Source organism: Patescibacteria group bacterium (assembly GCA_018897195.1).
Lineage (GTDB): Bacteria > Patescibacteriota > Patescibacteriia > Patescibacteriales > UBA12075 > JAHILH01.
The window spans coordinates 250,195-273,274 of the sequence record JAHILH010000001.1 but is presented as its reverse complement, the minus strand read 5'-3'; the positions used below and the strand labels follow the sequence as shown (position 1 = coordinate 273,274).

27 protein-coding genes and 1 tRNA gene are annotated in these 23,080 nt (G+C 37.4%); 26 read left to right on the top strand and 2 right to left on the bottom strand.

Features of this window, described 5'->3' with window-relative positions; all coding sequences use genetic code 11:
- The 13 genes from KKD45_01280 (at position 1) to KKD45_01220 (ending at position 12,190) form a co-directional block, all read left to right on the top strand.
- Entirely contained in the window at positions 1–204 is a 204-nt protein-coding gene (locus KKD45_01280; protein ID MBU4309137.1) for a hypothetical protein, read from the top strand.
- Positions 205–207: 3 nt separating this feature from the next.
- Positions 208–1,230 (top strand): prohibitin family protein, encoded by a 1,023-nt coding sequence (locus KKD45_01275; protein ID MBU4309136.1) that lies wholly within the window; start codon positions 208–210, stop codon positions 1,228–1,230.
- A 4-nt stretch (positions 1,231–1,234) separates the two neighbouring features.
- The gene (locus tag KKD45_01270; GenBank protein ID MBU4309135.1) at positions 1,235–1,684 is read left to right on the top strand and encodes a dTDP-4-dehydrorhamnose 3,5-epimerase family protein; all 450 of its coding nucleotides are present in this window, start codon (positions 1,235–1,237) and stop codon (positions 1,682–1,684) included.
- 75 nt (positions 1,685–1,759) lie between these two features.
- Positions 1,760–2,167, top strand: coding sequence for an HIT domain-containing protein (locus tag KKD45_01265; protein ID MBU4309134.1), 408 nt, complete (start codon positions 1,760–1,762; stop codon positions 2,165–2,167).
- A gap of 105 nt (positions 2,168–2,272) precedes the next feature.
- On the top strand, positions 2,273–2,671 hold the full coding sequence (locus KKD45_01260; protein MBU4309133.1) for an HIT family protein: 399 nt from the start codon (positions 2,273–2,275) through the stop codon (positions 2,669–2,671).
- A gap of 72 nt (positions 2,672–2,743) precedes the next feature.
- A complete protein-coding gene (locus tag KKD45_01255) occupies positions 2,744–5,179 on the top strand; it encodes a hypothetical protein (protein MBU4309132.1) in 2,436 nt (811 codons plus the stop codon).
- 45 nt (positions 5,180–5,224) lie between these two features.
- Complete coding sequence (gene rfbB / locus KKD45_01250) at positions 5,225–6,196, top strand: dTDP-glucose 4,6-dehydratase (GenBank protein MBU4309131.1); 972 nt, start codon at positions 5,225–5,227, stop codon at positions 6,194–6,196.
- A 2-nt stretch (positions 6,197–6,198) separates the two neighbouring features.
- On the top strand, positions 6,199–6,912 hold the full coding sequence (locus tag KKD45_01245) for a hypothetical protein (protein ID MBU4309130.1): 714 nt from the start codon (positions 6,199–6,201) through the stop codon (positions 6,910–6,912).
- Positions 6,905–7,765, top strand: coding sequence for a dTDP-4-dehydrorhamnose reductase (gene rfbD / locus KKD45_01240; GenBank protein ID MBU4309129.1), 861 nt, complete (start codon positions 6,905–6,907; stop codon positions 7,763–7,765). The genes KKD45_01245 and rfbD overlap by 8 nt, the downstream gene beginning before the upstream one ends.
- A gap of 52 nt (positions 7,766–7,817) precedes the next feature.
- A complete protein-coding gene (locus tag KKD45_01235; protein MBU4309128.1) occupies positions 7,818–8,543 on the top strand; it encodes an NTP transferase domain-containing protein in 726 nt (241 codons plus the stop codon).
- Positions 8,544–8,750: 207 nt separating this feature from the next.
- On the top strand, positions 8,751–10,163 hold the full coding sequence (locus KKD45_01230; GenBank protein MBU4309127.1) for an aminopeptidase: 1,413 nt from the start codon (positions 8,751–8,753) through the stop codon (positions 10,161–10,163).
- 83 nt (positions 10,164–10,246) lie between these two features.
- A complete protein-coding gene (locus tag KKD45_01225; protein MBU4309126.1) occupies positions 10,247–11,218 on the top strand; it encodes a glycosyltransferase family 2 protein in 972 nt (323 codons plus the stop codon).
- A 93-nt stretch (positions 11,219–11,311) separates the two neighbouring features.
- Positions 11,312–12,190, top strand: a complete 879-nt coding sequence (locus tag KKD45_01220; GenBank protein ID MBU4309125.1) for a glycosyltransferase family 2 protein — start codon at positions 11,312–11,314, stop codon at positions 12,188–12,190.
- Here KKD45_01220 and KKD45_01215 read toward each other — a convergent pair.
- Positions 12,187–12,384: a hypothetical protein gene (locus KKD45_01215; GenBank protein MBU4309124.1), complete on the bottom strand. Its 198-nt coding sequence runs from the start codon at positions 12,382–12,384 to the stop codon at positions 12,187–12,189. The genes KKD45_01220 and KKD45_01215 overlap by 4 nt on opposite strands.
- 62 nt (positions 12,385–12,446) lie before the next feature.
- Between KKD45_01215 and KKD45_01210 the strand changes: the two genes are divergently transcribed.
- The 11 genes from KKD45_01210 to KKD45_01160 all read left to right on the top strand — a co-directional run bounded on the left by KKD45_01210 (position 12,447) and on the right by KKD45_01160 (position 20,607).
- On the top strand, positions 12,447–12,887 hold the full coding sequence (locus tag KKD45_01210) for a hypothetical protein (protein MBU4309123.1): 441 nt from the start codon (positions 12,447–12,449) through the stop codon (positions 12,885–12,887).
- Positions 12,888–12,937: 50 nt separating this feature from the next.
- Positions 12,938–14,782, top strand: coding sequence for a DNA primase (dnaG, locus tag KKD45_01205; GenBank protein ID MBU4309122.1), 1,845 nt, complete (start codon positions 12,938–12,940; stop codon positions 14,780–14,782).
- 336 nt (positions 14,783–15,118) lie between these two features.
- On the top strand, positions 15,119–16,255 hold the full coding sequence (locus tag KKD45_01200) for a sigma-70 family RNA polymerase sigma factor (GenBank protein ID MBU4309121.1): 1,137 nt from the start codon (positions 15,119–15,121) through the stop codon (positions 16,253–16,255).
- A 90-nt stretch (positions 16,256–16,345) separates the two neighbouring features.
- Positions 16,346–16,801 carry a tRNA (adenosine(37)-N6)-threonylcarbamoyltransferase complex ATPase subunit type 1 TsaE gene (gene tsaE / locus KKD45_01195; protein MBU4309120.1) on the top strand — a complete coding sequence of 152 codons (456 nt, stop codon included), beginning with the start codon at positions 16,346–16,348 and terminating at the stop codon, positions 16,799–16,801.
- Positions 16,802–16,949: 148 nt separating this feature from the next.
- Positions 16,950–17,021 (top strand) — tRNA-Asn (locus tag KKD45_01190).
- Between the two features lie 103 nt (positions 17,022–17,124).
- On the top strand, positions 17,125–17,370 hold the full coding sequence (locus KKD45_01185) for a hypothetical protein (GenBank protein MBU4309119.1): 246 nt from the start codon (positions 17,125–17,127) through the stop codon (positions 17,368–17,370).
- Between the two features lie 159 nt (positions 17,371–17,529).
- Complete coding sequence (locus KKD45_01180; GenBank protein ID MBU4309118.1) at positions 17,530–17,970, top strand: NUDIX domain-containing protein; 441 nt, start codon at positions 17,530–17,532, stop codon at positions 17,968–17,970.
- A gap of 187 nt (positions 17,971–18,157) precedes the next feature.
- On the top strand, positions 18,158–18,502 hold the full coding sequence (locus KKD45_01175; GenBank protein MBU4309117.1) for a response regulator: 345 nt from the start codon (positions 18,158–18,160) through the stop codon (positions 18,500–18,502).
- Positions 18,503–18,650: 148 nt separating this feature from the next.
- The gene (locus tag KKD45_01170; GenBank protein ID MBU4309116.1) at positions 18,651–19,148 is read left to right on the top strand and encodes an RNA polymerase sigma factor; all 498 of its coding nucleotides are present in this window, start codon (positions 18,651–18,653) and stop codon (positions 19,146–19,148) included.
- A complete protein-coding gene (locus KKD45_01165; protein ID MBU4309115.1) occupies positions 19,141–20,211 on the top strand; it encodes a hypothetical protein in 1,071 nt (356 codons plus the stop codon). Before KKD45_01170 ends, KKD45_01165 begins: the two co-directional genes overlap by 8 nt.
- A gap of 177 nt (positions 20,212–20,388) precedes the next feature.
- Positions 20,389–20,607, top strand: coding sequence for a hypothetical protein (locus tag KKD45_01160; GenBank protein ID MBU4309114.1), 219 nt, complete (start codon positions 20,389–20,391; stop codon positions 20,605–20,607).
- A gap of 146 nt (positions 20,608–20,753) precedes the next feature.
- Here KKD45_01160 and KKD45_01155 read toward each other — a convergent pair whose 3' ends face one another.
- Positions 20,754–21,029 (bottom strand): hypothetical protein, encoded by a 276-nt coding sequence (locus KKD45_01155; protein MBU4309113.1) that lies wholly within the window; start codon positions 21,027–21,029, stop codon positions 20,754–20,756.
- Between the two features lie 509 nt (positions 21,030–21,538).
- Here KKD45_01155 and KKD45_01150 point away from each other — a divergent pair.
- Both KKD45_01150 and KKD45_01145 read left to right on the top strand, forming a co-directional pair.
- The gene (locus KKD45_01150; protein ID MBU4309112.1) at positions 21,539–22,054 is read left to right on the top strand and encodes a hypothetical protein; all 516 of its coding nucleotides are present in this window, start codon (positions 21,539–21,541) and stop codon (positions 22,052–22,054) included.
- Positions 22,055–22,177: 123 nt separating this feature from the next.
- Entirely contained in the window at positions 22,178–23,080 is a 903-nt protein-coding gene (locus KKD45_01145; protein ID MBU4309111.1) for a DUF2892 domain-containing protein, read from the top strand.

Sequence of the window (23,080 nt, the reverse complement as noted above, 5' to 3'; positions counted from 1 at the left end):
ATGACATTATCACTTAATACCAAAACGAAAACTATTTTTTTAGAATTATTCTACGTTTTAACCGCTTCTTTGCTTATTTTCGCTATTTTGGAAGCGGTTTGGCCACGGGTGGTCTTGGCATATATTAACATCTCTAAAGTGTTGATTCTTTGGATGATTATTGCTATTATATTATTGATGCTTCCCAAGAAGAAGCAGATATAATATATGAATAAAGATTTATTGAAAAATTTACCATTTTTGTTGTTTTTAATGTTTTTTATTTTCCCAATTTTTGGTAAATTTGGGATTTTTTTGTTGGTTGTCGCTGGAGTCATTTTTGGTATAAATTATCTCATTTCAAGAAAAAAATTAAATAATCCCATGTCTGGTGCAATCGACATGGATAAACTTAAAAATATGGACAATGTAAAAAGAGGTGTAGTGACTGGAATAATTGCCATTTTTGGCCTTTGGCTTTTCTTTGCTTCAATCGTGGTGGTTGATGCGGGCGAGACTGGTGTTTATTCCTTGTTTGGCAAGGTGCGTGACAATGAATTAAAATCAGGTTTTCATTTGGTGATTCCGCTGGCACGTGTTGAGAAAATGAGCATTCGAACTGAAGAGTATACCATGAGTATTGTTTCAGGTGAGGGTAATAAAATGGGTGATGATTCAATTACTGCTTTGACTAAAGAAGGTTTGAGCGTCGGATTGGATTTGACCGCTCTTTATCATCTTGACGAGAGTAAGGCATCAGATGTTTATAGAGAATTAGGGATAAACTATAATGAAAAAATTATCCGCCCAATTATCCGTACGGCAATTCGAAATATTGTAGCCGGTTACGAGGCCAAGGAAATGTATTCAAGCAAGAGAGAGGAGGCAGCACAAAAGATTAAAGATCAAGTTCAGACGGAATTAGACACAAGAGGAATTGTCTTGGAAGATATGCTTTTGCGTGATGTGCGTTTACCTGAGAATCTAGCTAAATCAATTCAGGAAAAATTACAAGCCGAACAAAGCACTCAGAAATATGATTTCTTGTTGCAAACAGAAAAGAAAGAAAAGGAGCGAAAAATAATCGAAGCTGAAGGTCAACGTGATGCACAAAAGATTATCAATGAGAGTTTAACCACTAATTATTTGTATTATCAATATATTAATACCCTAAAGGATCGCCAAGGCACAATTTATGTGCCAACCAGTCCAACAACTGGCATGCCGACGTTTAAGGAGTTAGGTAAATAAAATTATGAACGGAGTAGTTATTAAGAAGATTAATAAATATGAAGACGCTCGCGGGTGGTTGGCGGAGTTTTATCGTCATGACGAGGCTGATTACAATCCGGCTATGGCGTATATCAGCGTAACTAAACCAGGCGTGGCGCGTGGTCCCCACGAACATCGTTATCAATCTGATTGTTTTGTCTTTGTTGGGCCTGGAAGTTATGATTTGTATCTCTGGGATCGCCGTGAGGAATCCACAACCAAGGGTGAGCATATCAAAATGGAAGTCGGTGAAAATAATCCAACAATGGTGATTGTGCCACCGGGAGTAGTGCATGGTTATAAGTGCATTTCTGAGACTGACGCTTATTCTATAAATCTTCCAGATAGACTGTATAAAGGAATCCAAAAGCAAGACGCCGAGGTTGATGAGATTCGTTGGGAGACAGATGGGGAGTCACCATATAAGATTTAATTTAAAATAATTTAATTACTGTGAATTAGTAATTTTCCACCTAGGGAGGGTAATTAATAATTCATATTAAAAAAAATGGATTGTATTTTTTGCAAAATCGTTAACGAGGATATTCCTGGTTATAAAGTTTATGAAGATGATAAGGTGGTGGCCTTTTTTGACATATTGCCGATTAGTCCTGGGCATACAATTATCGCACCAAAAAATCATGTTTCCGATGTTGAAGATTTAACTGATGAAGATATGGCGGCGATGGCTATTGTTGTGAAGAAGGTTGGTAAGGCGATTTTGGCTGGCTTGGGCGTGAAGGGTTATAGTGTGTTTTTGGATAATAAGAGTGCTGCAAACCAACACGTGCCTCATGTGCATTTTCATTTAGTACCAAGAGATGAGGGTGATGGATTAGAAAGATGGCCTTCAAGCGGATATGGTGAAAAAGAAGCAGAGGCTTGTTTGAGTAAAATAAAGGCAAATTTAGCATAATAAGACAACTAGGTATCTTGGCGGCTCGACAACTAAAATTATCGAATAACATTATTAAATAATTTTAGTTGTCCAGTGGTTTAATCACTAGCGTCTACAAAATGTATGTGTATTTTTTGTAAAATTGTCTCAAGTGAAATCCCGTCGTACAAAGTCTATGAAGATGATTTTGTCTTAGCCTTTTTGGATGTCGCCCCCGTTAATTATGGACATGTTTTAGTCATCCCCAAAAATCATTATGCGAATATGGAGGAGGTGACCAATGACGATCTTTGTCGTGTTATAACTGTAGTAAAAAAAATCGGTCAGAGCTTGAAAGAAAATTTCAATATCACTGGTTATAATATACAAGAGAACAATGATCCGGTTGCTGGTCAAGTTGTCTCCCATCTTCATTTTCATATTATTCCAAGATTGGAAAATGATGGATTGCTTTTGTGGAGTGGTGGACGATATGGTGATGATGAGATCCAAGAAGTCTTGAATAAAATAAAAATCAAATAAATAAAATAAAAATTTTTTCTAAAAACAAAACTTAAAAGATTCTGAAATTTTTAATAAATATTGTATTCGTGTATGAAAAAATTTTTTAAGAAATCCCAAAGCGTGATTTTTATTTTAGTAGTTATTTCTCTATTAGCGTTACCGTTTAATAATTTAGTAGTTTTAGCAGAAAGTTCAAATGCGCCAACTGTTGTTGGTGATTTTTATGATGATTTTGCCGTGAATTATCTGGAAGAGAAGGCTGGATTTTTAGTGTCTGTTACTTTGGCTAGTAGTAGTGCGGGGGATGTTCTTGAATTGTATAGCGATGAAGGACAAATTTGTGATATAGATGTAGGCTGTGATGAAAGCACTTTCGCTGGGCATCAGGCGATAACTTTAAATACTGAAGATACTGCCAAACAATATGATTTTACATTAAATCATGGACAACTAACCGATGGAACATCATCGTTGACTTATTTAATCTGGCATAACGAGGGGACGGAAATTGACCCAGTGTGGGTAGATGGAGCGCAAAGTGATATTCTTTATTTATTTATTGATACCATTGGCCCAGATATAAGCATTTCTGCACCAGCGTCTGGAGATGTTGTCAACGCTAACCGCGTGATAGAATTTGATCCGCATGCTAGTGATTTAAACGTCGTTAATATCGAGTGCAGAATTAATGGAAATGATTGGTCTACTTGCGAAAGTGGTGTGACCACAATTGGTGATATTATCGGATTTGTTAATCTTCCAGATACGGCAACTAGTGGCATTAATGCGTTTACATTTTATGTTCGGGCTGAGGATGAATATGGAAACACTAAGATATCCACAACTTCGGAGATAATTAAGGATACGACAAATCCAGTTGGGCATGCTAATGTAACAAACGGCACAGTTACGGAACAGATTCCTACTTTTGATGTTACGGTTACTTATAATGAGATAATGGATACTGGTGTTGATCCAGTTATTTCTTTTGGTCCGACAACTAGTTTTATTTCAACAACATCTAATGGACATTGGGGCACAGATGATAATGCTAATGATGTTTGGATGCAATCGTTTAGATTGGTAGATGTGGATGAGGAGCAGATTGGGGTGGTTATAAAAAGTACCGGGGCAATCGATTTGGTAGGTAACCCAGAAAGCACAAGCACGATAGGCTACCTAAATATTGATACAAAAGCGCCACTAGCTGCGATTTCTATTGATAATTATCTTATTCATAGAGGTGATCTACTCCAAACGGTAACGGTTGATTTTGGTGAAGAAATGTTTGTAGATAATGATAGCCAAATAGGCGAATTTAGTGACAGTCAGGATTGGGAGCTTTTGAATTTTGGTTGGATTGATAATAATAGTTCCTATGTTATGAATTTCAGATATTATGGAGTCGATGGCAATGGTATCGATAATGGAATTGACGAAGATTATTACGTCGTATTAGACTCTGTTCTTACTGATATTGCGGGCAACGATGCGCTATTTGCGTCATCATCGTTATTTAGGATTGATACAAAAACTCCATTCGGCTACAGCGCTGATATTGACCAATCTTTAATTGATCGTAGTAATCAAAAGAGCCTCTCTTTTACCTATGTGGCCGTTGAGCTTGGAGCGACTTACTACTACACAGTTGATGATGGTAATGTTAAGACCCCGGCGATTAGTGGAAATGGTCTTGTGGCGACGGCCACCAGTGTTGTCTCCGGTCTCGATGTTTCTAAGCTGAGTGATGGCACGCTGACTTTGACATTTAATTTAATTACTGAGGCTGGTTACGAGGGTGTGGCTGTGTCAGACACTGTGCTTAAGAAAATTACGTCATCATCAGGTTATATTCCCCCCTCAAGTGTACCGGTGTTTATTGTGCCGCCTGTAATTATCCCACTGATTATTCAGGAAGAAGTTAAGGGTTTGAATATTGAGAAAGGTGAAGTTGGCGGTGAGGGCGATCTTGATCTGGAAAAAGATCTTGTGTTGCGGAGTGATAAGATTTTGGGAATAACTTTTGTTAGTAATAGCACAAGCACGCCTGATAAGAAAATTATAAAACTTTTTGCCGGCAAAAATATTAATAAATTCTCCCAGGATTTAATTACGAGTTTTATTCGCACTGGCTCGGAGTGGGTGAGTAATGTGGGAGCTGGCGAGAGAATGAGCGTGATTGAAACCTATTGGCAGGTTTATGGTAAGTTTCCGGTGACTAAATCAGAATGGTTTGATGTCTTTAATATGACGAATGGCGAATTGCCGGAGGCGGTAAGTAAAGTTGCACTGGATAATGCGCGACAGTCTTTTGTAAAGATATATAAACGTAAGGCGGTGATTGCCAACAAGAAGGACCAGGCTGCCTTGAACTTGATTGCCTACGGCTTACGAGTGCGTCATCGAAACATGAGCTACGAAAAAGTAGCGTTGAAAAAATTTCAAAAAATTTATAAATATAACCCATCTTCCATGATGGATTGGAATCTTGTTAGAGCGATTGCTTATTCAGGCGTGAAGCTGTAGCTTGGGTCATTAATATTTAGTTAAAATATATATAATTATTCTTATATGAAAATTTTAGTAACTGGCGGAGCCGGCTTTATTGGTTCAAATTTTATCAGGTATTGGTTAAACAATAATCCAGAAGACAGTATTGTTAATCTTGATTTATTGACATATGCCGGCAACATTGAAAACTTGCGCGATTTGGAAAATAATCCGCGCTATGATTTTGTGCAGGGTGATATCTGCGACGCGGATTTAGTTAATAAATTAGTTGTGGACGTTGATGTGATTGTACACTTTGCAGCTGAGTCTCACGTGGATCGTTCCATTGAGAATAGTGCTGATTTTATTCGCACCAATGTTCTCGGTACGCATGTTTTGTTAGAGGCGGCAAAAAATAACGGAAATATACGTTTCCATCATATTTCCACTGATGAAGTTTTTGGTGCTTTGAGCATGGACGATGAGCCTTTCCATGAAAATACACCATATGATCCGCGCAGTCCTTATAGCTCATCAAAAGCGTCCTCTGATCACTTAGTGCGCGCTTATTACCATACTCACAAATTGCCTATTACAATTTCTAATTGTTCTAATAATTACGGACCATATCAATATCCGGAAAAATTAATCCCCTTATTCGTAACAAATTTAATTGAGGGCAAGAAAGTAACTGTTTATGGTGAAGGTAAAAATGTTCGCGATTGGATTCATGTTGATGATCATAATGCCGGCGTGGAGGCGATTATTAAAAAAGGTCGTATTGGTGAGACTTATTGCCTCGGCGGTGATGGTGAAATTGCAAATATTGATATTACTAAAAAAATATTGGATATTATGGGCCATGAGCATGACATGATTGAGTATGTGACTGATCGCAAGGGCCATGATTTACGCTATGCAATTAATTTTTCTAAAGCAAAAAAAGAATTAGGCTGGGAGCCGTTGATTGACTTTGAAGAAGGTTTACGTAAGACGGTTGAGTGGTACAAAGGTGCTGAAAATTGGTGGAAGAAATTAAAAAATAAGAATTAAAAATGAGTAAAAAAATATTATTTGGATTAACTACGACGCCTGGGTCTGATTGGCGAGAAAAAATTCGAAAAATAGATGATTTGGGAATAAAAGAGTTAGCTTTGTTCCCGACATTTTTAAAACCTGAAGAACGAAAGGAGTTGTATCAGTTATTAGAAGGAACAAATCTGGAAAATATTCCACACGTTCATCTACGTGACGATATGGAGCAGTGGGAGCTTGATTATTTCGTTGAAAGATATAAAACGCAAGTTTTTAATATTCATTCCCATAAAGCCGTGGCTGATTATTACAAAAACAGTAAATACGTCGACATGATCTATATTGAAAATCATTATCATATTGACGATGATTTTAGGAATGCCCTTAATCTGTTTGCCGGCGTATGTCCTGATTTTTCACACTGGGAAGATTACGGTGTTATTCAGGAATCTAGGAGCTATGATCAATTTCCAGAAATTTTGAAATCAAGAAAAATCGGGTGTTGCCATATCTCCGCCATTAGGGATTATCCAGATATATTAACAAATTATTTAAACGGTGAAGAGGTAAGAGTTTTTGGTTGGCATAAGTTTGAAAAATTAAATGAGTTTGATTATTTAAAAAAATATTTTAAATATTTACCAGACTTAATTAGTATTGAGTTGGAAAATTCTTTTAAAGAGCAAATATTGGCAAGAGATTATATTATTAATTTAATAAAACAATATGAATAAAATATTACTAGTTGGTGCTCAGGGTAATTTGGGCGGGCAATTGAAAAAAGTTTTTGCAAAGTATGATGTATATTCTTGGGATCGTGATGAGATTGATATTGCGAATCGGGAGCAAGTTATGAAAAAAATTACAGACTTGGAGCCGAATGTAATAATTAATGCCGCGGCCTATAATGCAGTTGATAAATGTGAAGCAGATGAAGCAGAGCTGCAAGCAGCACAGACTATTAATGGCGATGCGCCAGGTTTTTTGGCTGAGGCGGCTCTGGAGGTCGGCGCAACCTTGATTCATTATTCTAGTGATTATGTTTTTAATGGTGAGGTGACTGAAGAGTTTAGGGAAGATGCACAGACTAATCCGATAAATAAATATGGTGAAACGAAATTGGCTGGTGAAAAAAACGTTCTTCGGTTTTCCGATCAGGGTTTGAAATATTTCATTGTTAGACTTTCAAAATTATTTGGACCAAAGGGTGAGAGCGAGGTAGCGAAACCGAGTTTTTTTGATGTGATGTTGAAATTGGGCCGAGAAAGAGAATCGATTGACGTGGTGAATGAAGAAAGGAGTTGCTTTACTTATTCTCCAGATTTAGCCTTGTGGACAAAAAAGCTTTTGGAAAGTGACAGTACCTTCGGCATTTATCATTTTGTAAATGAAGGCGCTTGTACTTGGTATGAGTCAGTTTTGGAATTGTATAAAATGGCAGATATTAATATTCGGGTTAACGCCGTGACGTCTGATAAATTTCCTAGACCAGCGAAACGACCGACTTGTTCAGTTTTAGTAAATACAAAATTCGAAAAAATGCGCAGCTATCAAGATGCGCTAAAAGAATATTTAAGTCAATTATAATATTTAAAATACCCGCCGTCGCTAAAAAGCTATGGTGTGGCGAGGAAAAACTATGAAAGGAATTATACTTGCAGGAGGGAATGCAACACGATTAAGACCGTGTACGAAAATTACCTCAAAACAGTTATTGCCGGTTTATAATAAGCCGATGATTTATTATCCGTTAAACACCTTGATTAAGGCTGGAATTACGGAGATTATGATTATCATTGCGCCAGAGCGAGCTGGTAACTTTTTGAATTTACTGGGCAGTGGCCGTGAATTCGGAGTCGATTTTACCTATGAAGTGCAGGATAGTCCTCGTGGTCTAGCTGATGCTTTTATAATTGGTGAGAAGTTTATTGGGAATGATGATGTAACGATGATTTTGGGAGATAATATTTTTGAAGATGATTTTAGCAATGACATAAGAAATTTTAAAAAGGGGGGTAAAATTTTTGCTAAAAAAGTTGATGATTCCAAGCGTTTTGGTGTAGTTGAATTTGACGAAAACATGAAAGCCATTTCCATTGAAGAAAAGCCTGAAAAACCAAAGAGTGATTACGCGATTACCGGACTATATATATATGATAACCGTGTTATAGAAGCAGCAAAAAATGTAAAACCAAGTCATCGTGGCGAGATTGAGATTACTGATTTGCATAATTATTATCTGCAATTAGGTGAATTGGAAACAGCCATAGTGAATGGCGCTTGGCTTGATGCCGGGACTTTTGATAGTTTGCTCGAGGCGCAAATTTTGGCAAAAGAGAAATTGCAGTATGGGATGGTTATTTAAATACATTCGTCATTCCCGCGAAGGCGGGAATCCAGGCGCCACAGACAATGGATGCGTAATCATAGAGACTAATCTTAATACATAAATTGATAACAAATAAAACTTCGTAAATTTTAATTCTACTTATTCTAAAAACAATCTGCGAGGTACCTGGATCCCCGCCTTCGTGGGGATGACGGTAGTTATTATTGATAATTTTACAAATATATGCCGAAAAAAGATTACAAAAAAATAGAAAAAGAATTGACTTTCGCGAAGCGGAATTGTTGGGATGTTTGGGGTGAGGCGGAGCAGAAGAAGGCTTTGGCTTTTTCGGAGGGGTATAAGGATTTTTTGAATAAGGCGAAGACGGAGCGCGAGGCAGTCTCGGTTGGTGTGGAGATTTTAAAGAAAAAAGGTTTTAAGAGTGTTGGGGAATTAAAGAGTTTGAAAGCGGGTGATAAATTTTACTCTGTAAATCGCGGCAAGGGCTTGATTGCTGGCGTGATTGGCAAGAAGCTATTTGACGAGGGTTTTCGTTTGGTGATGTCGCACATTGACTCACCGCGTTTGGACGCCAAGGTTATGCCGCTCTATGAGGATGAGAAATTGGCTTTTTTAAAAACGCATTATTACGGCGGAATCAAGAAATATCATTGGCCGACTATCCAATTATCTTTGCACGGTTTTGTTGTTTTAAAAAATGGTAAACAGGTTTCTTTTGTGATTGGTGAGGACGACAATGATCCTATTTTTATGATTACTGATTTGTTGCCACACTTGGCTCGTCGTCAAATGGAAAAGACACTAGATAAAGGAATCGTGGCAGAGGAATTAAATATTTTAATTGGCTCAATTCCTGTTGTTGATAAAGATATTAAGGAGCGGGTGAAATTGGCAATCCTTGAGCATTTGAACATTAAATATGGCATGATTGAGGAAGATTTCTATAGTGCGGAGATTGAAGCTGTGCCATCAGCCAAGGCACGCGATTTGGGCTTTGACCGCTCCATGGTGGCTGCTTACGGCCAAGATGACCGTGTTTGTGCGTATGGCTCTTTTGACTCCTTGTTGACCGCAAAATCTGTAAATCAAACGCAGATTATTTATTGGGTGGATAAGGAAGAAGTTGGTTCAGAGGGTTTGACTGGCGCCATTTCTAATTATTTCGAAGTAACCATTTCTAAATTATTAGGCTTGGTTGGCAAACCAAAGGGTTTTAGTGAAGTGCATGAACTTTTTTCTCGTAGCATGGCCTTGTCTAGTGACGTAACCGCTGGTTATGATCCCGATTACAAAGACGTACATGATCCACTCAATGCCGCACGTTTGGGTTTTGGTGTTGCCTTAGAACGACACACGGGTCACAGGGGTAAGAGCTCAACATCTGAGGCAAATGCGGAGTATGTGCAAAAGATTCGGACCATTTTGAATGCAGCGGGTGTTATTTGGCAATCAGCTGGATTGGGCAAGGTTGACGAAGGTGGTGGTGGCACTATTGCCATGTTCATGGCATCTCGCAATCTGGAGATTATCGATATCGGTGTGCCTCTATTTAATATGCACGCGCCGATGGAGATTGCCTCAAAGGCGGATATTTATTCAACCTATTTAGCATATAAGGCTTTTTTTGAGAACTAGATTTTTTGGTTCCTTCTCCTGGATAGGAGAAGGTTAGGATGAGGTAGAAGGGCTATGAAAATTATATAGGGAGTTATAAATTTATGAAATTAATAATCGGTACAATTACATATAACAATTCAACGGTAAAATACTTGCCCGATTTTTTTGATAGTTTAAAAAAGCAAACCTTTACCGATTTTAAATTATTAGTAGCTGATAACAGTGAAATGGAAGAAAATGAGAATAAGAAATACATGGATAATGTTGCCGATCTAAATTTTGATTTTTGGTGGAATAAGGAAAATCTTGGCTTCGGGCGCGCTTATAATAAAATAATTAAGCGAGCGATTGAATTCGGGGCTGATTATTTCTTGGTCATTAATCCTGATGTGAAATTAACTGAAACAGCCTTGGAAAAAATGGTGTCGGTCCTGGACGCAGATTCAAGTCTTGGATCGGTTAGTCCAAAAATTTTGAAGTGGGACTTCTCCGAAATTCAAAATTCAATCCGCCGGGGCGGACAAAATTACGAATTAATTGATACTTGTGGTATCGGATTATTACCAGGTTTGCGTTTTGTAGATATTGGTCAAGCTCAAGAAGATAAAGGACAATTTGAAAATGTAGACATACTGGGTCCGAGTGGCGCCTGTGGCTTATATCGCATTTCCGCACTACAACAAATTGCCGAGAATGGAAAATATTTTGACGAACTAATGTTTATGTACAAAGAAGATTGTGATTTGGTATACCGCTTGCATTTAGCTGGTCTTAAATCAAGATATGTCACTGAGGCGATTGTCTATCATGACCGCACGGCGAGCGCAATCGGAGAAAGCAATTTGGATATTATTAAAAATCGCAAAAATAAATCTAAGCAAGTGCGGATTTGGTCATTTGTAAATCAGCAAATTATTTATTGGAAATACTGGCGTGTCATTAGTGGCCGTGAAAAGCTGGTAGTTGTTTGGAATCAAATAAAGCTCTTGGCGTACATTATTTTATTCGAACAATATTTATTGTTGCATTTAATAGAAATGCGAATGAAGTGCCGCCTAGCCAAAGTTTACTAGTCTATTCTCCCTCTCCTTGCCAGGAGAGGGTCGGGGTGAGGTAGTTTTTCGTGGCAAAATGAATATATTAAATTATAAATAGCATTAAAATATATGGATTTAAGCATCGTCATCGTCTCCTGGAATGTCCGCGATAAATTGCGAGACAACTTAAAAGCTCTTTTTCAAAGTGAGGGTGATTTTAGTTATGAGGTAATTGTGGTTGATAATGATTCAGCCGATGATACCGTCAAGATGGTCGAGACTGAGTTTTCTTTAGTTGAAGTGGTGGAGAATTCTTACAATGCGGGCTTTGCGCGTGGTTGTAATTTGGGAATAAATATGGCGACGGGTGATTTTATTCTTTTGCTCAATCCAGACATGCGCGTTTTTCCGGATACGCTCAAAAACATGCTTGATTGGATGCGCGCCAATCCGCAAGCCAGTGTGGCCGGATGTCATTTGGTGACTGAGACGGGAGAAACGATGCCACATGTTCGTCGCTTCCCAACAGCGTGGAATCAGTTAGCGGTAGTTTTGAAAATTCCACATATTTTTTCGCATGCACTGGATAAATATTTGTGCGTTGATTTTGATTATAGTAAGGCAGCGAAAGTTGATTCGATTCGAGGTGGATTTTTTATGGTAAACATGTTGAGTGACAATAAACCATTATTTTGGATGGATGAAAGATATTTCTTGTGGTTTGACGAGGTGGATTATTGTAAAAAAGTTTATAATGGGCACAACGGCTCGAATAAGGGCGAGGTCTGGTATACACCAGCGGCAAAATGTATTGATTATGTTGGTCAGAGTTTTAAGCAAGTGGGCACAATCAAAAAACAATTGTATTTTCGAAATTCAATGTTGAAATATTTTAAAAAATGGCATCCGTATTGGCAATACCTGTTATTGAAAGCCGCCTGGCCAATCGGTCTAACCCTGACTTTTGTTTTAGGCAAGCTGAACGTCAAAAGCAAAGCAAAAACTTAAATTGCTTTCTTTTGAAAAAACTTAATATACACAATCGGTAAAATGCCAACAGTGTTGAGTAGAAAAATTGCAACAAACCAATTCAATTGGTCATTCTTGCTTGCTTTCCAAAGCGCCATGCCTTTCCAGCTTGCTTCCCAGATAATGAGAATAAGTAATAATGCGCTCATTTCTGGTGTTAGAGATTGAAACATAACTTTAAGTTAATTATTAAACTATTTTAATTATATCATTAATCAAATTAAACGTAAATTAAATGAAATTAATCGTCCATCAAAATCAAATCAATGGTCACCCCGAACATTTCCTCCGCAACGCCGGCTATGGTTTTATCGTTGACCGTAAAATGGGCAAAGAAAGCTTCGTGCGTCGTTTGGGGCGTGACCATTATCCGAGATTGCACATGTATGTCAAGCGAGAAGGTGAGAAAGTAATTTTCGATATTCACTTAGACCAAAAACAAGCCAGCTATGCCGGCTCTGCTCATATGCACAATGCCGAACATGATGGACCGGTGGTTGCTGATGAGATTGAGCGCTTGAAAGAGATTGTAATCGGTGGTGTCCGGGGTGCAGAGCAAAACGCACAAGTAAATGTTCGTGATGGGGATAATGACAATGTGATTGGAAACGGTACTTATGAGAAGAATTTTAAAGTTGCGGAAAAGAAGGGCTGGTTAGGGCGATTATTTTCGTAAATAGTTGGCCTGTTGTTAAGTTTTATATAATGCTGTAAATTGATTAATATATGCAACCATCAGAAGAAATAAAATCCAGACTTGATATCGTGGACGTTATTCGCGATTATATCCAACTCCAGGCGGCTGGGGGGAATTTTCGGGCGCGCTGTCCTTTTCATCAAGAAAAGTCGCCATCTTTCATGGTGTCTCCTGAAAAGCAGATTTTTCATTGCTTTGGTTGTTCCAAGGGTGGGGATGTTTTTTCGTTTGTGCAGGAGATTGAGGGAATTACTTTTATTGAGGCTTTGCGTCTTTTGGCGCCAAAAGCGGGAGTGACTTTGAAGCAGGAAGATCCGAAGACCTATTCGAAACGGAATCGAATTTTGGATATTTTGGATATTTCTCGAAAATATTATCACAAGGTATTGATGGACAGTAAGGCAGCGGAGAAGGCGCGTGATTATTTGGAGAAACGTGGTTTGACTGAGGACACAATTGAAGAATGGCAAGTTGGTTATAGTCAGGATTCTTGGGATGACTTGATAAATATATTAAAAGAACGAGGCTTCAAAGATGAAGAAATTTTTGCATCTGGTATGTCGGTAAAAAAAGAAGAGACCGGGCGATATTATAATCGCTTTCGTGGTCGTATTATGTTTCCGATTAATGATGTGAATGCCAACACGGTTGCGTTTACCGCGCGTGTGTCCCCAGAGAAAGAAGCGACAGAAAAAATGGGGAAGTATATTAATAGCCCCCAGACTGACGTTTACGACAAGAGTAAGGTTTTATTTGGTTTGGATAAGGCCAAGGTGACCGTAAAGAATCAGGACTATGCGATTTTAGTTGAAGGGCAAATGGATGTTATTACGGCGCATCAGAATGGTTTTCGTAACGTGGTTGCGTCTTCAGGCACAGCTTTGACCAAGGAACAGCTTAATTTGTTAAAAAGATTTTCAAATAACATTGCGCTGGCTTTTGATATGGACAAGGCTGGGATTATGGCGGCTGACCGCGGGATTCGCGAGACATTGCGCGAGGGGATGAATATTAAAATAATTGAAGTGCCTAATGGAAAGGATCCGGATGAGTGTATCAAGAATGATTTGGATGGTTGGGTCGGTGCTTTAAAGAATGCGAAGCAGATGATGCAATATTATTTTGACCAAACCTTCACTGGTTTGAATATTTCCAAGATTGAGAATATAAAAAAAGCGCAAGAAAAGTTGCTGCCGATAATTGCGATTTTGCCCAACAAGATAGAGCGTGATTTTTGGATTTCTAAGTTTAGTCAGATTACCAATAGTGACGAATCTGTTGTTCGTGAAGAATTGTCAAAAATTCTTAAAAATAGCGAGGGTAATCAGTATCAAGATCGAAATCAAGTTGAGGTGCGAAAACTAGAAAATGTGTCTAGGACTAGAGAAGATCAGTTAAGTCAGTTACTTCTGTCCTTTGCTTTTAAATTTCCATATTTATTTGAATATTTAATAAATAATCTCCCAATTGAGCATCTTTCCGGACAGGAAAATAAAGCTATTTACAAAAAATTAATATTCTACTATAATAACAATATAAATAATCAAGAAACTTCTAGTGAATTTGAGTATTTTGAATTTAGGAATTGGCTACTTAGCGATAAGGAGGCAAAAAATCAAATAGAAATAGAAAACCAGTTAAAATTAGCGGAAAAACTGGTTCTTTTAATTGATAAAGAATTTACTGGTTTAGATGATGAAAATGCCAAAGAGGGCTTAATTGGGATGTTGAAGGACTTAAAAGCTATCCACAGAAAAAACAAAATGAAAGAAATTGAAAGAATGATAGTGCAATTAGAAGCCAACACAGATATTGATAGCGAAGATGAAATTAATGGCTTAATGAATGAGCTCAAGTATTTATCTGAAAATTAAAAAATAATCATATATAGTAAACGAATTTTTATGCCTAAACTAAAAACAACAATGAAAGATATTATCAAGAAAACTGCCAAAACCGCAGCTAAGCTTGTTGGTAAGGGAAAGGAGCAGCAAAAGGTAGATAAGAAAGAATTGCCAAAAAAAGCACCAGTAAAGAATCATGTTGTTAAAAAAATTGTGGTAACACAAAAAAAAGCGGTTGAGAAAAAAACAACGCCTGCTAAGAAACACGTTGAGCATAAATCGTCTGCTAAAAAAGAGAAAGAGGCTCCGGCTCCGAAGCCAGCTCCAAAACCAGTACCAAAAGTTGAAGAACCAAAAAAGGAAGTAATGCCACCTGAGGAGGCGAGGGTAAATAGCTTGATCAACAAAGGTCGTTCTCGTGATTTTGTAACCGAGACCGAGCTGCTTTATGTTTTTCCCGAGGTTGAAGAATATATTTATGATTATGAATTGTTTCTAGAGAAATTACAAAGAAATGGCGTACGTATTATTGAAGATACTGGCAAGATTTTGGAGACAAGCTTTTTGGATACGGATAATTTTGTAGCCAAGAAAGATGGTGATGCGCCCAAGAAAAAAGAACGTGTCTTTGAGGGTAGCAATGTACTTGGTCGCGATATCGCTGATTTGTCCAAGTTGAGCTCTGACTCAATTCAAATGTATTTGAAGGAAATTGGTCGTGTACCGTTATTAAAGACTGAGGATGAGGTTGAATTGGCGAAGAGAAAAGAACGTGGTGACCGTAGAGCGGAGCACAAATTAATTCAAGCCAATCTTCGTTTGGTAGTTTCGATTGCCAAGAAGTTTACCGGCGCCAAGGGCTTGAGTTTATTAGATTTGATTCAAGAAGGTAATATTGGTTTGTTTAGAGCGGTTGAGAAATTTGATTATCGCAAGGGTTACAAGTTCTCAACTTACGCGACTTGGTGGATTCGTCAAGCGATTACGCGTGCCCTGGCTGATCAATCTCGAACTATTCGTATTCCAGTGCACATGGTTGAAACAATTAATAAGTTTACCCAGATTGAAAGACAATTAATCCAAGACCTAGGACGTGAACCATTGCCAGAAGAAATTTCCGCCGAAATGCACGAAGACATCGACAAGGTTCGTCACATCATCAAGATTTCCCAAGATACAATTTCCCTAGAAACATCCGTCGGCGACGACGACGAAGATTCCACTTTGGAAAACTTCATCGAGGACGTTCGCTCAGTAACTCCAGATCGTTCGGCTGCTTTGCAACTTTTGAAAGATTATGTAAAAGAGGTAATTCAACAACTCTCCCCAAGAGAGCAAAAGATTATCGAAATGCGTTTCGGTCTAACCGACGGCGTGGCACATACCCTGGAAGAAGTCGGTCGAGAGTTCGACGTTACCAGAGAACGTATCCGTCAGATCGAAGCCAAGGCTTTGGAAAAAGTTCAAAAGCATGATGGTATTCAAAAGCTAAGAGATTACTAATATATCTCCCTCTCCTGGCCAGGAGAGGGTCGGGGTGAGGTGGTTTTCGAAGCTGATACCCGTGTTAAGAATTTGGTCTGAATAATAGACATGAAAAAAATAATCCTAAAAGGCGAGGGGGCAACTATTCTGTTTGCCAGAAAAATAGCTGATAAACTAAAAGGCGGCGAAGTAATCCTCTTATCCGGAGACCTCGGCGCTGGCAAAACCACGTTTACCAGAGGCTTAGGCAAAGCCCTAGGGGTCAAACAGAACGTCAACAGCCCCACCTTCGTCGTTATGAAGGTTTATCACGCAAATACCCCCACGGTCAATAAATTTGTCCACATCGACGCCTACCGCTTAGAATCAGGTCGCGATTTAACCAATATCGGCGCATCAGAGTATTTTGGAGCGGAAAAGACGGTTACGGTAATAGAATGGCCTGAAAAAATAGCTGATGTTTTGCCTAAAAATACAATAAACATTAGTATAAAAAATGTAAGCGAAGACAGCCGCGAGTTCACGGTAAAAAACAATAAAAAGACTGAAATCTTAGCAATTTAGCAAAGGAATTGACATATTTTAAAAATTTGGTATTATATAAATAAGCTGAAAATCTTTCAGTTTTATTTTTTTGCAGTCGAGGAAAATGAATTCCAGACTATACAAAAAGCCGTTGGTTTTTATAATAAAGAAAAAAAAGAATAAACATTCCCAGGTAGCGCAGCGGTAGCGCAGTTGACTGTTAATCAATTGGTCACAGGTTCGAATCCTGTCCTGGGAGCTTAACAAAAGTATAGCGTTCTGCTATATTTTTTTGTTACGTATTTAATAAATAGTAATCGAACTTATATTACTCATAAACAAACATATCAAGGAGATAAAAGATGTTATTTTTTCTTTGGAAAAATCATCAAAAAAGCAATGGCTTAACGCCTAGTCGGGTAAAAGGTTATGTTAGTGCAGATTCAATAGAAGATGCGCGAGCTAAGCTTAAACTATCATTCACGCTCTCGAGAGTGGTGCAAAACAGGCAAGTGGTTGGATATAAGAAAACTGAAAAACATAAAACTGTTTATTACTTGGCTGAAGCCAATGGTTTAGTTTCCGGAGAGGATATAACGTCAATATAGTGATACGACGTAAATTACATCATCAAATTAATGGGACACATTCAGAGGGCACCCGCATTTCGCGAAGCCCTCTTTTTTATTTAACAAATGTTGAATAATTTGAAATTGTGATATAATACGGATATATAATATTAAAGTAATAAATTAGTCGTTAAAAATATGACAACAGAAAAAATAAGACCGCGTGTTGGCGTTGGTGTGTTAATTCAAAATAGCAAAGGCGAGGTGTTGCTTGGTTTGCGACAAGGGGCGCATGGTGAGGGTGAGTGGAGTTTTCCGGGTGGGCATTTGGAGTTTGGGGAGACTATTTTTGAAACGGCAAAGAGGGAGGTAAAAGAGGAAGTTGATCTTGATGTGAGTGAATTTGAATTGATTTCCGTGGCTGACGAATTGCGTTATATTATAACTGACAATAAACATTATCTTAATATTGGTATCAAGGCTGTGTACAATGGCGGTGATCCGAAACTTATGGAGCCGGACAAATGCAAAGAATGGCGCTGGGTGAGCTTGAATGATTTGCCGAAAAGATTATTTAAGGGGACAGAGTTGGTTATTAGAAATTTTAAGGACGGAAAAATATATCAACCAAATAACTAAACAATTGGAATATGAATAATTTAAAAAAACTTATCTAATTTTAGGTAAGTTTTTTTATATCTAATATTTATTATAAATTAAATTGTTAATACATTGACATGGACTTAAAATGTGTTAATCTTCTATGACGTAGTTCTTTTTAAGAATAAAACTTTATATCTTGTTATATAAACAAGGGAGGCCAGTAATGAAAAAAATTTTATTAGTCGATGACAGTCCCGTGATTCGCGGGTTTCTAAAGCCTGTCCTAGAAGATGCCGGCCACATGGTGACAATTGCCGATTGTTCCCTGGAGGCGCTGGTGCACCTAGTTGGTAATCCCGATTTTGATTATATTCTCACGGATTATCGCAGACCGCAAATGGATGGAGTTGAGTTCGCAAAAGCAATTCAAGAAAAAGGGATTAAAATTCCCGTAATAATGATAACCGCTAGTCCCGAAAGGATAAATAAAGATGATCAAAATATTTTTTTGGCCATCTTTTCAAAACCAGTCCAAACTGAGGCCTTAAAGAATTTGATTGAGAGGTAAAAGAGGTTAAATTTAAACAAAAGCGTTGCCTATAAAGCACGCTTTTTTATTATCTTATTTTTTGCTAATTTTATTGTTTATTTTAACTTTTAATGATAAAATAAAAATAATCTTGTAATGAAAGACGATTATATTCGTCTAAATAGATATGGACGAAGAAAAAATGTTTTTAGAGATTTATGATAAATATGGTGAGCAGGTTATGCGCCATATTAGTTTTCGCGTGTCTAATAACAAGGAGGCGCAGGATATTTTTCAAGAGACTTTTTTGCGAACTTGGAAGTCCTTAGTCAATGAACAAAAAATTGAAAATCTTCGAGCATTTGTTTATATGGTGGCCAGGAATCTCATTATTGATTTTTACCGGAAGAAAAGTCGATCTGATATTGCCTTGGATGACTTGGGGGCAAATGAGCCATCAAGTAATGATTTGGCTGATAGTACGTCAGATAAGATAGAGGTGAAAAAAATTAAAGCAGCTATTGAAAGTCTTGAAACAGACAATGAACGTGAAATTGTGTATATGAGATATATTGACGATTTAAGTGTTAAGGAAATTGCTACAATGATGGATAAAAATCCAAACAATATTCGCGTCATATGTCATCGAGGATTAAAAAAAATAAGAAACCAATTATATGTTTAAGGAAGTATTTACAATCAGAAAAATAAAGAAGCTAAGAACTGAAGATATGAATAAGCAATTCTTGGTTGATTTTAGAGGTGAACTAAATATTTTCATGACAAATAATCCTGTAATGAAAAAAGAAGTTCAACGTCTATTTAATATGGAGTCCCTAAATAAATTTATAAATTTTAATAAACTAAACTTTAAATCTATGCCAGCATTTATTATTGTTTTAATCGCGCTTATTACAACCGGAGGTGGAGTCGCAGCTGCTTCTCAAACAAGTCTTCCCAGTGATGCCTTGTATCCAGTCAAAATATTGACAGAAGAAGTTAGGGAGGCAGTTACTTTTAATAATACTGCTAAAGCCAAGCTTCATGCCAAGTATGCAAATGATAGAGTTGAGGAAGTTCAAAAAATGTTAAGCGAAAAAGGAATTGATCCCAAGGGTTTAGAAATTGCTTTGGCTAATCTAACAAAACACGCATCTCAAACAGCTAGTATTATTGAAGGGGAAAGAAGTCATGGTAAGAATGTAAATGCTCTAGCCAAAGAATTGCAAAATAAAATTGAGAAAGCTAAAACTGATTTGGAAAATAATTTAGACTCAATGGCGGTAAACGCCACAAGTACCGAAGCGCGAAAAACGTGGAAAGAAAAAATTGAGAAAATTAAGAGTGAGATGGAGGATAATGAGGATCGAATCGGCAAGTCTGAGGAATTTAAAAAAGAAGCCGAGGCGGCCATGCTTCAGGCGCGAAAGCAACTACAAGAGGCATCACAAAACGGATTAGCCTCAACAACCGAATTGATAAAATTTAATTCTTTTATGGATAAAGCTAGCTCATCTATTTCAAAAGAACATTGGGTGCAAGCTAGGCAGCATGCCATGCAAGCTGAAAAGGCATTGGAAAAAGTAGAGAACAAGATTGAAAAAGAAGAGAAAAAGGAGTTTAAAATGGAAAAAGGCAAGAAACTTGAGAATGGGGAAGGTGAGAAAAAAGGTAATGGGCGCGATAAGGATAGCTCTACTGAAAAGGAAGATGACGAAGATATTGCAAGCACAACTAGCGAGGAATAAAGTAACGTAAAATTAGTTCACATAAAAAAATAGCTATATTTAGCTATTTTTTTATTTATATAATTATGCCTACTAGGCACTTACTTGACAAACTGTAAAAAACAAGGTAGTGTATGTAAATTATTATAATAATAACGGTTCTTTTTATAAACCTTTTATAATGAAAGGAGAGTAACAATGGTCGCAAATGATATTAGCCGGCTTTCTGTTGAAGAGGCGACTGAGATTGTAAAAAAAATTGCACACTCAACTCGTTCAGTTGATGAAATCAGAAATCAATTAACCAAGGCTGGTTTCGATGGCCCAAGAGCTGCAATTGCCACTGAACGAAAGGGGTTGCTCTTTATGGCCATGATAACAGTTAGTGGGCCAGGCGGCAAAGTTATAAGTGTGTGACAAAAATAAAATGTATTAACTTGGGATAAATTATGCTTACCAATGGGCTACTTATGAAATATTAAGTAGCCCTATTTTTTTTAAATTTCAAAAATTAAAAAACCCAAGCGCGCGTCTTGGGTTTTGTCTTTTACTGAGAATTTTTTTTATCTCCTATTCATTGGTTGTTTTTTTGTAACCACCCTGGCAGCTTCGTCGATTACTGTGCCGAGAATACGGGGTGGTTTTCTGTGATGCACCTTTTTTATCTCAGCCAAATGTTCGGGCATATTTCTCTGGGAAATGGACACTGTTGGGCCATTTTTTAGTTCACAAACAATGTCGTCTCCCTTCCGAGACATGGATGCCATTAGGAAGGTTTTTTCACCGATTTTCACGGATTGACCAATCTCCAACACAAGCATTCTTTTGTTGTTGTCCATGTTTTTTTCTCCGTTTAAATATTGTTTATCTGTAGTTTGCCGTGAACATGATTTACATATTTAAGCAATTATTCTCGTATTTGTCAATAACTGCCAGCCCTTGAAATATTTATACATTTGTGTTAAAGTATTATACATATTAAGATTATTATAAATTTGTAATAAGGATTTGCTCCATATATTTAATAAATGAGTAGCTCCTAATGAAAAAAACATGGCAAAAAGAGACACTGGCGTGGGAAAAGGTAAAAAATCGCACTCACACAAAACAGCAAAAAGATTAGAAATCAAGCGTGTTATGCTTGAAGAAAAAGCGGCAAAGAGAAAGAAGAATTAAGATTTATTCCAAAACGTTTAAAACAGCCCGTAATACATGCGGGTTGTTTTTATATTAAGCATATGTTTGACAAGCTTAGGTTTTTGTGCTAACTTGGAGTATTAAACGCAGTTCTTTTTAAGCATATATTTGTTTGTCTTTTTTATCAAACACAACATAAGGAGTGAATCAAATGAGTAAAAAAAACTTGACGTTGTCTGACTTGAATGAGGCAGCCAGAATGTTCGAGATTGAAGGCACCGGAGCCTTTGACTACGTAGAAAAATGCTACGGGCGAGAAGTGGCCGAATTGTTATCAATCGTTCTGATGCGGAAAGCATTTGCAACCCCTGGTGAATTTCCGCCAAAACAAGAAGTCAGCGATAAATCTATTGAGGCTGTTTGTCAAATATTGGCCAAGGTAAAACGGGGTCAGGCAACACGAATTATATTGCCTAACGGTAAATACCTCTTCGAAAAGCCAAGCTCACCAATAGTTGCCTATGCCCTAAAAAATGGGCTTGAGTGTAAAGACGTCATGTATGAAGGAGATTGCGATTACGGCAATATCAATAAGCTCGTTCACGGCGAAGAGAAGGTGACAATTCTTATAGAAGGCATTGATGCGTTCGCCTTCAAGGATTTAATTGCCGACGAAAAAGAGTGCCTCGCCTTCTTTGAAAAAGCAAAAGAAAAAAGGACTGAGTAAGTTTTTTACAAACGTTTAACACCGCATGGTTCGCCCTGCGGTTTTTTTATTTGAAAGAAAATGTTATTTACTTACGTAGTAATGATAGAACATAGTTTAACATTATTATTAATATTATTTTTTATGCAAAAACTGCAAAATGAAAATCTCTTAGATCGCTTAATCCGGGTCGCATTGGGCGAACTTTTTTTATTACTAGCCTTTTTTTGGGTTAGTGGCACGCTGTCTCTGGTTCTCTATATTGTCGGCGGGGTCACTTTATTCACAGCGATAACCGGTTTTTGTGCGCTTTATAAAATAATTAATTTTAGCACGGTGGTAAAATTTCCTTCAGCTTTAGGAAAAAAAATTATTTATTTCTTTGTGGTTGTTTTAGTGATGTTGCCAACTATTGGCGCTTATTATAGTAATTTTTTCACCAAGAAATTTTTCTTAGAAGATTACAACCGGATGAATAATTATTACAAGCAGACGCTTTTTAATACTGGTAAAGATTTACGACCGGAAAGTATTGATAATTATGAAAAATTAGTAATTGAGTATAAGAAGTATAGTGATAAATACAGTGTTTATCATCCCTATGTTATTCGTAAAGACTCTCAATTTAACGATGATATTAAAAATATCTCAGAGAAAATAGTCAATGCTAAAGATAAAATCTATAATGGCGATTTGTTGGCTTTGCATAAAGAGCTAGAAGATGTGCGACCGATTTTTCAAGACATGTTAAAGCGTAATAATTTCTCAATGTTAGCTGTGGCCTTGGTTGATTTTCATGATGCCATGGAAAAAGCTATTGCAGCGGCTGACGCCAAAGATGCTCAAGGGGTAATTGACGTTTATCCGGAGATTGACGAGAAATTAAAAGCGGTAGAGGAAACAGCGAATGATGACGAGATAAAAGCAATTAGAGCCAATCTTGATAGTCTTCTAGACTTGGCCAATAATAATAAAACTGAGGAATTATCAAAAAAAGCCGGAGAGTTAAAGAGTAGCTTTGTTAAAGTCTATCTTAAACGCGGTTAA